Origin of the sequence: Streptomyces sp. ICC4 (genome assembly GCF_003287915.1) — a bacterium.
GTDB classification, from domain to species: domain Bacteria; phylum Actinomycetota; class Actinomycetes; order Streptomycetales; family Streptomycetaceae; genus Streptomyces; species Streptomyces tritrimontium.
Genome location: NZ_CP030286.1, coordinates 1,678,628 through 1,690,822 on the forward strand (window position 1 = coordinate 1,678,628; position 12,195 = coordinate 1,690,822).

Sequence of the window (12,195 nt, forward strand, 5' to 3'; positions counted from 1 at the left end):
GGAGAGAGTTGGGTGGACGGGATGCTGGGTGCGATAGGACTCGACGAGGGACAGGAGTCGGCGTACCGCGCGCTGGTCGCGCTGGGTGCGGCGGAGGTGCCCGACCTCGCGCACCGGCTGACGCTGCCGGTGCCGCAGACCGAGCGGGCCCTGCGCCACCTGGAGCGCCAGGGGCTGGCCGCCCAGTCCTCCGCGCGGCCCGGCCGGTGGGTGGCGGCACCGCCCGGGGTCGCGCTCGGGGCGCTGCTCACCCAGCAGCGGCACGAGCTGGAGCAGGCGGAGCTGGCGGCGGCGCTGCTCGCGCAGGAGTACCGGGCGGAGGCCTCCGAGCCGGCCGTGCACGACCTGGTGGAGGTGGTGACGGGTGCGAGCGCGGTGGCCCACCGCTTCCACCAGCTCCAGCTGGGCGCGGCGGAGGAGGTGTGCGCGCTGGTCAGCGGCCGGCCCCAGGTGGTGACGGGGACGGAGAACGAGGCGGAGGAGCGCGCCTCGGTGCGGGGCGTCGCCTACCGGGTGGTCATCGAGCGGGAGGTGCTGGCCCTGCCGAGCGGCATCCGGGAGGCGTCGACGGCGCTGGCGCGCGGCGAGCACATCCGGGTGACGGGGCAGGTGCCGACCAAGCTGGTGATAGCGGACCGGACGCTGGCGATGGTGCCGCTGACGGCGCGCGGCGCGGAGCCGGCGGCCCTGGTGGTGCACGCGTCGGGGCTGCTGGAATCGCTGATGGGCCTCTTCGAGGCGGTCTGGCGGGAATCGCTGCCGCTGCGGCTGGGCTCCTCGGGGTCCCCGGAGGAGGGGGACGGCGGTCCGGACACCACGGACCTGGAGATCCTCTCGCTCCTGTTGGCGGGGATGACGGACGCGAGCGTGGCGAAGCACCTGGAGCTGGGGCTGCGGACGGTGCAGCGGCGGGTGAAGGGCCTGATGGAGCTGTCCGGGGTCACGACCCGGCTCCAGTTGGGCTGGCACGCGTACGAGCGGGGCTGGGTGGCCCGCTAGTCCCGGGTCGGGCAGGCTGGGCAGATGGATCTGCCTCAGCTGCCCCAGCTCCTCCTGGTGGGGATGGTGCTGCTGTTCGGGCTGGTCGGAGTCATGGTCCCGGGCGCCCCGGGGACCCTGCTGGTGTGGGCCGGGCTGCTGTGGTGGGCGCTGCACGAGCAGTCGGCGGTGTCGTGGGGCCTGCTGGCGGGGGCGACGGCGCTGCTGCTGGTGGTGCAGGCGGTGAAGTGGCGGCTGCCTCCGCGAAGGCTCCGCGGGGTGGGCGTCACCCGCCGGATGGTGCTCTGCGCGGGCGCGGGGGCGGTACTGGGCTTCGTGCTGCTGCCGGTGGTCGGCACGGTCCCGGGCTTCGTGGGCGGGATCTACCTCTGCGAGCGGCGCCGGCTGGGCGGGCACGACGAGGCGTGGGCGTCGGTCCGGGCGGTGATGCGGGCGGTGGGGACGAGCGTGCTGGTGGAGCTGTTCGCGTGTCTGCTGGTGGTCGGGACGTGGCTCGGGACGGTGCTGTGGGCGTAGCGGCATGGCGGCGTAGCGGCATGGCCGGGCCGGTGGCGGTCCGGCCGGGCCGTTGGGCGTAGGTCCGGGGCCCGATGCGGCGGGTGGCGCGGGCTGGGATCGTCTCCCCCATGACTGACTTCAAGGGTTTCAGCGAGCCGGACCTGGCATATCTGCGGTCGCAGCACCTGGGGCGGCTGGCGACGGTGGACGCGGCCGGGCAGCCGCAGGCGAACCCGGTGGGGTTCTTCCCGCAGGACGACGGCACGATCCTGGTGGGCGGGCTCGCGATGGGCACGACGAAGAAGTGGCGCAACCTGTCCGGGAACCCCCGGCTGTCCCTGGTCGTGGACGACCTGGTGAGCACCCGCCCGTGGCGGGTCCGCGGCGTGGAGGTCCGCGGCCGGGCCACCCTGGAGGTCGGCCCGCACTCCCTGGGCCCGCACTTCAGCCCGGAGGTCATCCGCATCCACCCCGACCGCGTCCTGGCGTGGGGCCTCGACGGCCAGGGGTGATGCGGGACGGTGGAGCCCAACTGGCAGTGCGGGACGGCCTGGGCGCCGTCCCGCGCACCGCCCCGCGCCCGCGGGGAAATTCAACGATCGTTTCAGTTGTGGAATCGATCGTCGCTCTGGTGTAGTGGCATCGCAGGTGGGGGCTCTGCCGTCCGCCCGCCGCATCGACGCCCAGCCCGCCAGGAGAATCCGTGATCGACGAGGGTGACTCCCACCTGAAGAGCCTCGGCCTCCTGGAGAAGTTGATCGAAGAAGCCGACCTGGACCGGGCTTCGGTGCTCGATCCCGCTCCGCTGTCGATGAGCACGGGCCTGCCCGTCAGTGCCGTGCGGGCCGGCCTGACCCGACGGCCCCTGCCCCAGACGGACTTCCAGCAGCAGGTGGCCCAGCGGCTGGCGTTCCTGCGCGAGACCCGGATGCGGGCGGACGGCGGCCCGTACACGCAGGCCGAGATCGCCGACGGCGCGGACGTGACCCCCCAGTGGGTCGGTGAGCTCCTCAAGGGCCGCAAGGTGCCCAGCCTCGAACTCGCCTCCCGGATCGAGGACCTCTTCAAGGTCCCCCGCGGCTTCCTGACCGCGACGCCCTCGCAGGCGCTCAACCGCGCCCTGGAGGAGAAGCTCGCGCACGAGCAGGCTCAGCAGCTCACCGGCTTGCGGGAGTTGAAGGAGCGCTTCCAACTGCGCTCGATCGCGTTCCGAGGTGCCCCCGAGACCCTGGCCGCGATGCAGGACCTCCTGAACCTCATCGTGGACGACCAGCCGAGACCGACGTGAGCACGCGGCGCCGGGGACAGGGACACCAGGGGACTACGGGAGGGTGGGGACAGTGCGGAACCGGCGGCGCGGCCAGCAACTGGAAGCGGAGATGGGTCGGCTGTGCGACGAGCTGTACGCCGGCCTCGGCGAGCCCGCGCCCAGGGACATCGATGATCTGATCGCCCGTATCGCCGGATACCTCACCGCGTACCGCGGCGATCCCGCACGCCCCGTCCGCGTCGTGCGCCGGGACTTCCCGCAGGGCCTCGGCCCCGTTTCGGGACTCTGGCTCGACCGCGAGACCGAGGACGTCATCGTCGTCGCCAAGTCCACCAGCCCCTTCCACGCCCTCGTCATCCTGGGCCACGAGATCTGGCACATGGTCCGCGGCCACTGCGGCACCCACGTGCTGGGCGTGCAGGTCGCCACGCGTCTGCTCGGCGACGACGTCCTGAGCGAGGGGGACCTCGACGAAGCGGTCCGCCTGGTCGCCGCGCGCACCCATGCCTTCGCCGGCGACGAGGCCGAGGCCGAGCAGTACGGACGCATGCTCGGCCGGCGCTTTCGCCACCTGGTCGAATTCGACCCCTCGCAGCCGGTCCTCGAGGGACCGGCCGCCAGGATCCAGGCCTCACTCGGCGACGGCTGATGAACGGATCGGACTACTACGTACCGGCGGCCGCCCTCGGCATCGCCTTCCTCTCCAAGGTGCCCGGGCTCATCCGGCGCCGGCACGACCCGATGGTCAGGTCCGTCGCCGGCCTGCTCTTCATGTCCAGCGCCGGCTTCGCCTTCGCCGCGCCCCCCACGATCACCGTGGTCAACCGCGCGGTGGGAGTGCCGAACGTCTCGGGACCGCTGGTCTACGCGATCCTCAGCGTCTTCAACACCTGCTGCATCGTGCTGCTCGCGTACTGGCGCGAAGGGCTCGGCGAGCACGTCCAGCGCCGGGTGCGCCGGTGGTTCGCCGCCTGCGGCGCCGTCGTCCTCCTGATCACGGGCTGCTTCGCCCTGGGCGAGGCCCCGGTGGAGCGGTTGCGGGACCTGGACACGCACTACGCGTCCACGCCCTGGATCCGCGAGATGATCGTCATCTACCTCTCCTGGCACATCGTCGTCGGCGTGGTCGTCCCGACGATGTGCTGGAGGTGGTCGCGGGTGGTGGACGGGTGGCTGCGCGCCGGACTGCTCACGCTCGTGGCCGGATTCGTCTTCAGCACCGGCTTCGGCCTGGCCAAGGCCGCTGCCGTCGCCGCCCGCTGGGCGGGCGGCGACCTGGACTTCCTCAGCACGGAGGTCGCCCCGCCGCTGGCCGGCCTGGGCGCCGTACTGACGACCACCGGCTTCCTGCTGCCTCAGGGCCGGCGGGCGGCGGCGGCCTGGGACACCTGGCGGACCTACCGGTGGATGGGGCCGCTGTGGCGCGGGCTCCGCACCCTCATGGGGCTGCCGGCGACCACCAACTGGTGGGACCCGCTGGCCTCGCGGCTCTTCGACCGCGAGACCGAGATCCACGACGACCTGCTGGCACTGGCCCCGTACTGCGACCTCGGGACCATGGCGGCCTGCCACGACCGGGCGCTCGACGACGGAGTCAGCCCCGGCGAGGCATGGGACCTCGCCGCGGCCACGATGATCGCGCGCGCCATCGAGGCCAAGCGATCCGCTGCCGAAACGGGCGGGGATCTCCAGGAGACAGGCACGGACGCCCTCGGCGCCGTGCTCGGCACCGGAACACGGGGCATCGCACGCATCTCCCGCCAGTTCGGCGCCCTTCGCCACGACACCGTGGCTGCCTAGTGAGAAAGACACCCCTTATGAATGGCCCTCGGCTCCACCTGCCCCGGCAGTCCGCACAGCCCGCGCACCGACGACGCACCCCGCTGTGGTCCGCCGCCCAGAACGCCGCTTCGGCCGGCTCCGGTCAGCAGGTCGCTCCGTGAGCAATCCCAACGGCGTCGCGTTCTACATCCCGGGCGCGCTCCTGCTGCTGGCCGGCTGCCTCAAGCTGCCCGCGCTGTGGCGCAACCCCAAGGACGAACTCCTGCGGTCCGTCTGCGTGCTGCTCTTCGTCGCCGCCGGCGTGTTCGCCGTCGCCGCGGTGCCGTCCATCGCGGCCATCAACCGGATCACCGGGATCCCGAACGCGGCCGCGCCGGTCGTGTACACGATCCTGACCGCCTTCTCCGGCTCCAACCTGGTGCTCATCATCCGCTGGAGCAGCGGCCCCGACGAGGCGGAGCAGGCGGCCCGCTGGTCCCGTCGCTGCAGCTGGGCCACGATCGCGGTCATCGCCGCGATCATCGGGTTCTTCGCGCTGGGCAAGGCCCCGGTGGAACGGCTGATCGACCTCGACACCTACTACGCGAACACCCCGTTCATCCGCGAGATGATCGTGCTGTACCTGGTCGCGCACACCACGGCCGCGGTCATGATGACCGTCCTGTGCACCCGCTGGGCGAGGGTGGTCCACGGGCCCCTGCGCGCCGGTCTGGTCCTGATCGTCATCGGCTACATCCTCAACCTGGTCTACGACGCGCTGAAGTTCACGGCGGTGGGCGCCCGCTGGAGCGGCCACGACCTGGACCACCTCAGCTGGCCCATCGCCCCGCCGATCGCGGCGGTTTCCGCGCTGCTCATCGGCATCGGGTTCGTGTCCCCGCTGCTGTCCCAGCGGCTCATGAACCTGGTCAGCCCCTGGCGCCGGTACTACCAGCTGCAGCCCGCGTGGAAGGAGCTGCGGGTCGCCACCCAGCACAGCATCAACCTGGCGCGCGGTCTGCGGACCCCGATCGACGTGCGGGTGTGCCAGCTGGAGTCCGACATCTACGACGGCATCCTCACCGTCCACCCGTACCTGGACCGCGAAGTGCACGCCCTCTCGCTCGTCGAAGCGCGCAAGACGGCCCGGACCGACGAGGACGCGGCCGTCATCGCGGACGCCGCCGCCCTGGCCCACGCCGTCGTCGTATGGGCCAGGAGGACCAAGGAACAGGCCGCCGTGCCCGAGGAGCCGTCCGCCGACGCACCCGTGCTCTCCTCCGCCGTCAACGCCGCCGGCCTCGTCCTCCTGTCCCAGGCCCTGTCGAAGTCCCCCATCGTCCGAGCCACCCGCGAAGCCGCCGTCCTAGAGAGCAGTACACGATGACCCAGCCCAGCAGCACCACCCGCGTCGTCATCCTCGGGGGCAGCCTGGCCGGTACCCTCGCGGCCGCCGCGCTGGCCCCGCACGTCCGCGAGGTGCTCATCCTCGAACGCGACAGAGCGCTCCCCGAAACCGCGGCACCCCGGCCCAGACTTCCCCAGGCCGCCCACGCCCACATGCTGTGGGCGGGCGGCGCCGACGCCATCGAGGAGCTGCTTCCCGGCACGACCGACCGGTGGCTGAAGGCGGGCGCGCACCGCATACCGATCCCCAACGGGATGGTGTCCTTCTCGTCCGCGGGCTGGTACCGGCGCTGGACCGAGACCCACTACCTCATCGGAGCCGGCCGCGACCTCATCGACTGGGGCGTGCGCACCGCCGTCCTGGCCATCGCGAACGTCCGCGTGCGCACCGCCGTCACCGTCACCTCGCTGGTGGGCGACGCCGCCCGGGTGAGCGGCGTGCGCGTCCGGGACGAGGACGGCGAGGAGAGCGTGCTCGACGCCGACCTCGTCATCGACGCCACCGGCCGCGGCTCCAAGGTCCTTCAGTGGCTGGGGGAGATCGGCGGCCCGGCGGTCGAGGAGACGGTCGTGGACGCCGGCGTACGGTACGCCAGCCGCCGCTACCGCGCCCCGGAAGGCGCCGAGACCGACTGGCCCGTCATCCACATCCAGGCGGACCCGCGGGAGGGACGGCCCGGCCAGGTCGTCTCGATCATCCCCATCGAGGACGGCCAGTGGCACATCAGCCTCTCGGGCACCCGCGGCGGGGAGCCCAGCGCCGACGAGTCCCTCTTCGAGGAGTTCGCCCGGGGGGTCCGCCACCCCCTGGCCGCCGAGTTCCTGGCCCGCGCGGAACCCGTCAGCGAAGTCGTCGTCTACGGGCGCACCGCCAACCGCCGCCGCCAGTTCGAGAAGGCCGAGATGCCCGCCGGCCTCGTCGTCATCGGGGACGCCGCCACCAGCCTCAACCCGGTCTACGGCCACGGCATGTCGGCCGCGGCCCTCGGCGCCGTCGCCCTGCGCGAGACGGCCGCCAAGACCCCGGTGGGCGCGCCGAAGTTCGCCGCCCAGGCCCAGAAGGCCGTCTCCCGTCCGGCCACCGCCGCCTGGCTCCTCGCCGTCGGCCAGGACCGGTTCTACCCGGGCGCCGTCGGCAGGGCCCCGAACCTGGCCGACCGGCTCGCGGCCCGCTACGTCCACCGCCTCAGCCGTACCGCCATCGGGAACTTCCTCATCGTCAAGGCACTCACCGATGTGATGACGATGAAGAAGCCCGCCGCCGTCCTCGGCAACCCCGACGTGCTGATCGCCGCGGCCCGCGGCCTGCGCAAGCCGTTGCTCAAGGGGCCGGAGCTCACCTCGCGGGAGCAGGGCGTCCTGGACCGCGAGCCCCTGCTGCGGGTGAAGAAGAGCCAGACCGCCTGAGGCGGTCCGGACACCCCGACCCGACCCGACCGCCCGCCCCGGGCCCCGACCGATCGGCCGGGGCCCGGGGCGGGCCGGTGTCAGGCGCGGGGCCGGTGTCAGGCCCGGCCGTTGCGCTTGGCCGCGTAGTTCGCGCGGCCCTCCGCCGAGCGGATCCGCCAGTCCCGCCGGATCTCCGACCGGAGCCTCGCGTCCGTCTTCGCGACGATCCGCTGGTTCTCCCGCAGCAGCTTGCGGTAGCTCTCCAGGCGCCGCTCGGGCAGCTCGCCGCCGGCCACCGCCGCCGTCACCGCGCACCCGGGCTCCGCCTCGTGCGCGCAGTCGTGGAAGCGGCACTCGCGGGCGTACTCCTCGATCTCCGAGAAGACCTGCCCGACGCCCGACTCGGCGTCGTAGAGCCCGACGCCGCGCAGCCCGGGGGTGTCGATCAGCACGCCGCCTCCCGGCAGCGCCAGCAGGTTGCGCGTCGTGGTGGTGTGGCGGCCCTTGCCGTCGATGTCGCGCGTCGCCTGGACCTCCATCACTTCCTGGCCGAGCAGCGCGTTGGCCAGCGTGGACTTGCCCGCGCCGGAGATCCCCAGGAGCACGCTCGTACCGCCCCCGACCACCGCGGCGAGCACGTCCGTGCCCTCCCCGGTCATCGAGGACACGGTGAGGACCTGGACACCGGGCGCCGTCGTCTCGACGTCCTCGACGAGGTGTCCGAGGGTGACCGGGTCCGGGACGAGGTCCGCCTTGGTCAGGACGACGAGCGGCTGCGCCCCCGATTCCCAGGCGAGTGCGAGGAACCGCTCGATGCGGCCGAGGTCCAGTTCGACGGCCAGCGACACCGCGATGATCGCGTGGTCGACGTTCGCGGCGAGGATCTGGCCCTCGGAGCGCTGGGAGGAGGTGGACCGCACGAAGGCGGTCCGGCGCGGCAGGTACGTCCTGACGTAGCGCGGATGGCCGTGCGCCTCCAGCACCGCCCAGTCGCCGGTGCAGATGACCCGGAGCGGGTCGTGCGGGGTGACGAAGGCGGTGTCGGCGCGGACGATGCCGTCCGCCGTCATGACGTCGCACTGGCCGCGGTCGACCCGTACCACCCGACCGGGCACGAGGCCCTCTTCGGTGTACGGGGTGAATTCGGCCGCCCAGGCGTCGTCCCAGCCGTACGGGCTGAGGGCGTGCGAGAGCGAGGCCTGCGGGAAAGAAGAGAAAGACAAGGGAAACCCTTCACAGGGTGGCCCCGGCGGTGCGCGCCGCTACGGCGCGGAGAAGGTGAGAGGTCAGCCGGAGACCACGGAAGTGACATTGATGGTCTTCTGAGTGCGGGCAACGCCCTGCGCCATGACAGTCATCAATGAACTCACCTCCGGGTCGAACACACGGGCCGAACGGTCCCGCGGCGATCGGCGGGAACGTCCCCACCGTAACAAGTCCCGTCGGGCGCGCGCCACTTCTTTTGCGGCCGCCTCCCGCGCGGGGCGCCGCGCTCCTGACCGGCATGGACTTACCGCTGGTCAGGACCGGTCATAAAGCTCTGCCTCCAAGTCAGGTGAGGTACTAAGCTGTTCTTCATGGACAACCGGAGAACCGCAGGTTCTGAGACGATTTACGAGACGCGAATCGCCCCCGTCGCGTCGCATAATGAGTCGATTATCGAGACGGCCTCCGACACCCGGAAGCGGATCCTGCGGGTGTCCACGGAGCTGTTCGCGGTCCACGGTTTCCACGAGACCTCCCTGCGGGAGATCGCCGAACGGGTGGGCGTCTCCAAGCCGGCGGTGCTGTACCACTTCCCCGGCAAGGCCGACATCCTCGGAGCCCTCGTCGAGCCGATGCTCCGCGATCTGGCGGACGCCCTGGCGCGCGCCACGACGGCGGGTCCATCGGGTTCGGCGGGTCCGGCGGGTCCGGCCCCGGGCGGCTCGGGGCCGGGGGCCGACGGGACCGACCGGGTGCGGTGGGCCGTGATCGAGGGGGTCCTCGACGTCTGGCTGAACCACCGCCACCTGCTCCGGCTCAACCTCCAGGACACCGGTCCGGCCACGCCCGGCCCCGGCTTCGCCCGGCTGCGCGACGCGATGCTGCGCGCGAACTCCCTTGTCGCGGGGGCGGATCCGGGGTTCGAGCAGCGCGTGCGGGCCGCCCAGGCCATCGCGATGCTCTCCGACCCGGTGGTGCTCTTCGCCGACGCCCCGGTCCCCGAGCTGCGCGCGGCCGTCCTGGACGGCGTACGGCGACTCCTGGATGGGGCGACCGGGTCCGCGACCGGGTCCGCGACCGGGTCCGCGACCGGGCGGCCCGGGCCCGGCGGGCGGCGCGGGCGGCCCGTCACGATGACCCCGGCCATGGTCGAGGCGGCCCGCCGGATGCACGCGGCGGGCAGCGGGGCGACCGCGATCGCCGCCGCCCTCGGCGTCTCGCGGGCCACGGTCTACCGGCACCTGCCGCCGGAGGAGGACACCGACTGACACGGCCTGACACGGCCTGACACGGCCTGACCCGGCCGGGCACCGGGGCGGCGCGGGCCGCCGGTGTCCGATGCGTTCAAGACCGGCGGCGGGGGCGCCCCTAGGGTGACGCCATGACTCCCCGACTCGACATGATCGGCATCATCGTCTCCGACATGGCCGCATCGCTCGCCTTCTACCGCCGTCTCGGCCTCGACATCCCGGCCGGCGCCGAGTCCGAGCCGCACGTGGAGGGCGCCCTGCCGGGCGGCCTGCGGATCGGCTGGGACACGGAGGAGGTCATCCGCTCCTTCGACCCGTCCTGGACCCGGCCCGCGAGCGACGGCCGGGTGGGCCTCGCGTTCCTGTGCGGCTCCCCCGCCGAGGTGGACGCCCTGTACGCGGAGCTGACGGACGCCGGCGCCACGGGCCACCTGAAGCCCTGGGACGCCTTCTGGGGCCAGCGCTACGCCGTGGTCCTCGACCCGGACGGCTCCGGCGTCTCCCTCTTCGCCCCGGCCGACCCCGCCTGAGCCACCGGCTCCGCCTGAGCCACCGGCTCCGCCCGGGCGAAGGGCGCGCCCGGCCCCGCCGCGTGGCGCCCCGGGGTCGTCCCCGCCAGGGCGCGCGCCTCGCGGGTGTAGTGGGCCTGGTCGGCGTATCCCGCCGTCTGGGCCGCCTGCGCGTGCGGGAGGCCGGCGCGGGTCAGCGCGAGGGCCCGCTGGAGCCGCAGGATCCGCCCCAGGGTCCGGGGCCCGTAGCCGAAGGCGTCGAGCGAGCGCCGGTGCAGCTGCCGCTCTCCGATTCCGACCGCCTGCGCGACGGCGGCCACGCCCTGCCCGGCGCGCAGCCGGGCCGCGACCTCCCTGACGAGCGGGTCCGGGGGCCCGCAGGCGGCCGCGCGGAGCCCGGCCAGCTCTTCGAGGCCCGCGCGGGGGTCCCCGTACGAGGCCACCCGCCCGGTGAGGCGCCGGACCTCGGCGGCGGGCCACAGGTCGGCCAGCTCGACCCTGCGGTCGCGCAGCACCCGGGCCGGTACGCCGAGCAGCGCGGGCGCCTCGCCGGGGGCCAGCCGGATCCCGGCGAAACCGGAGCCCCGGACCTCTCCGGCGGGGTGCGCGGCGGTGTCGGGTCCGGCCACCAGGAGCCGCCCGTCCACCCACAGCAGGTCCATGCAGCCGTCGGGCAGGACCACGCCGCCCGGCCCGGCGGATCGCCAGAGCACGGCTCCGGCGATCGTCCGGGACGGCTGTTCCTCGTACACGCCCTTCAGGCTACGACGGGTGGTCAGTGCTTGCGCAGGCGCGAGTGGTAGTCCTCCGGGGGGAGGAACTTCGACCAGCGCTCGGGGAACTCCGAGGGCATGTCGTCGCCCTCGTCGTCCTCCGACTCCCCCTCGGCCAGCGCCCGCCAGGCGGCGGCCCGCGCGACGAGCTGGGCCGCCTCCGCCTCGCGGACCCGCTCGTTCTGCTCGCGCGCCGCCGCCGTGGCCACCGAGGGCCACACGCGGTCGATGGCCGCGTTGACGGCGGCGCCGACGAGGACGGCGAAGGCCGAGATGCCGATCCACAGCAGGATCGCGACGGGGGCCGCGAGGGATCCGTAGATCGTGGGGCCCTCGACGGTGTTGGTGAGGTAGATCCGCAGCAGGAAAGAGCCGACCACCCACATGGCGAGGGCCACCAGCGCGCCCGGGATGTCCTCGATCCAGGGCGAGCGGACCGGGACGGAGACGTGGTAAAGCGTCGTCAGGAAGACGATGGAGAGCAGGGTGACGACGGGCCAGTACAGGACCTCGATCACCTCCGTGCTCCACGGCAGCAGCCGCACGACCGCGTCCGGCCCGACCACCATCAGCGGCAGCACGATGGCGCCGATGAGCAGGGCGATGACGTAGAGGAGGAAGGCGAGCAGCCGGGTCTTGACGATCCCGCGGTGGCCGTCGAGCCCGTACATGACGGTGATGGTGTCGATGAAGACGTTGACGGCGCGCGAGCCCGACCAGAGGGCGAAGGCGAACCCGAGGGAGATCAGGTCGGGCCGGCCCCGGTTGGTGACGTCGTCGAGCATCGGTTTGGCGATGTCGTTGACGCCCCGGTCGGACAGGACGGTGCCGACCGCCCCCAGGATGTTCTCCTCGATGCTGGCGACGGTCGTACCGCCCGACCAGCCGTCCACGTAGCCCAGCAGGCCCAGCAGCCCGAGGAAGAGCGGGGGCAGCGAGAGCAGGGTGAAGAAGGCCGCCTCGGCCGCGAGTCCGAGGATCCGGTACTCGATGCACGAGTTCACGGTGTCTTTGAGCAGCAGCCACGTCATCTTGCGCTTGGAGACGTTGCGGTAGAGGACGCGGGCCCGATGGAGCCGTCCTGGAATCCGCTCGGGTGTTTCTTTTGCTGGCTGCACGTCCTTACGGTATCG

General features: G+C 72.9%; 13 protein-coding genes. 10 read left to right on the forward strand and 3 right to left on the reverse strand.

Annotated features, from left to right (window positions below; translation table 11 throughout):
* The first annotated feature begins 21 nt into the window (after positions 1-21).
* From DRB89_RS07580 to DRB89_RS07615, 8 genes are all read left to right on the forward strand, one after another.
* A complete protein-coding gene (locus DRB89_RS07580; protein WP_112448366.1) occupies positions 22-999 on the forward strand; it encodes a helix-turn-helix domain-containing protein in 978 nt (325 codons plus the stop codon).
* Positions 1,000-1,023: 24 nt separating this feature from the next.
* Entirely contained in the window at positions 1,024-1,515 is a 492-nt protein-coding gene (locus DRB89_RS07585) for a DUF456 domain-containing protein (RefSeq protein ID WP_112448367.1), read from the forward strand.
* Between the two features lie 110 nt (positions 1,516-1,625).
* Positions 1,626-2,009, forward strand: coding sequence for a PPOX class F420-dependent oxidoreductase (locus tag DRB89_RS07590; RefSeq protein WP_112448368.1), 384 nt, complete (start codon positions 1,626-1,628; stop codon positions 2,007-2,009).
* Positions 2,010-2,200: 191 nt separating this feature from the next.
* A complete protein-coding gene (locus DRB89_RS07595; RefSeq protein WP_112448370.1) occupies positions 2,201-2,785 on the forward strand; it encodes a helix-turn-helix transcriptional regulator in 585 nt (194 codons plus the stop codon).
* 43 nt (positions 2,786-2,828) lie between these two features.
* Entirely contained in the window at positions 2,829-3,416 is a 588-nt protein-coding gene (locus tag DRB89_RS07600) for a toxin-antitoxin system, toxin component (RefSeq protein ID WP_162688496.1), read from the forward strand.
* The gene (locus DRB89_RS07605) at positions 3,416-4,567 is read left to right on the forward strand and encodes an MAB_1171c family putative transporter (protein WP_112448373.1); all 1,152 of its coding nucleotides are present in this window, start codon (positions 3,416-3,418) and stop codon (positions 4,565-4,567) included. The genes DRB89_RS07600 and DRB89_RS07605 overlap by 1 nt, the downstream gene beginning before the upstream one ends.
* Before the next feature lie 139 nt (positions 4,568-4,706).
* Positions 4,707-5,915 (forward strand): DUF6545 domain-containing protein, encoded by a 1,209-nt coding sequence (locus DRB89_RS07610; protein WP_112448375.1) that lies wholly within the window; start codon positions 4,707-4,709, stop codon positions 5,913-5,915.
* The gene (locus DRB89_RS07615) at positions 5,912-7,342 is read left to right on the forward strand and encodes an FAD-dependent monooxygenase (RefSeq protein ID WP_112448376.1); all 1,431 of its coding nucleotides are present in this window, start codon (positions 5,912-5,914) and stop codon (positions 7,340-7,342) included. The genes DRB89_RS07610 and DRB89_RS07615 overlap by 4 nt, the downstream gene beginning before the upstream one ends.
* A gap of 98 nt (positions 7,343-7,440) precedes the next feature.
* Here DRB89_RS07615 and rsgA read toward each other — a convergent pair whose 3' ends face one another.
* The gene (gene rsgA / locus DRB89_RS07620; protein WP_112448378.1) at positions 7,441-8,547 is read right to left on the reverse strand and encodes a ribosome small subunit-dependent GTPase A; all 1,107 of its coding nucleotides are present in this window, start codon (positions 8,545-8,547) and stop codon (positions 7,441-7,443) included.
* Between the two features lie 474 nt (positions 8,548-9,021).
* On the opposite strand from rsgA, the gene DRB89_RS07625 reads away from it, so the two are divergent.
* Positions 9,022-9,798: a TetR family transcriptional regulator gene (locus tag DRB89_RS07625; protein WP_204357695.1), complete on the forward strand. Its 777-nt coding sequence runs from the start codon at positions 9,022-9,024 to the stop codon at positions 9,796-9,798.
* A 113-nt stretch (positions 9,799-9,911) separates the two neighbouring features.
* On the forward strand, positions 9,912-10,310 hold the full coding sequence (locus tag DRB89_RS07630; protein ID WP_112448381.1) for a VOC family protein: 399 nt from the start codon (positions 9,912-9,914) through the stop codon (positions 10,308-10,310).
* On the opposite strand, the gene DRB89_RS07635 is transcribed toward DRB89_RS07630, so the two are convergent.
* On the reverse strand, positions 10,244-11,041 hold the full coding sequence (locus DRB89_RS07635) for a helix-turn-helix domain-containing protein (protein WP_239516053.1): 798 nt from the start codon (positions 11,039-11,041) through the stop codon (positions 10,244-10,246). The genes DRB89_RS07630 and DRB89_RS07635 overlap by 67 nt on opposite strands.
* Positions 11,042-11,064: 23 nt before the next feature.
* A complete protein-coding gene (locus DRB89_RS07640) occupies positions 11,065-12,180 on the reverse strand; it encodes a YihY/virulence factor BrkB family protein (RefSeq protein WP_112448382.1) in 1,116 nt (371 codons plus the stop codon).
* Between the last annotated feature and the right edge of the window lie 15 nt (positions 12,181-12,195).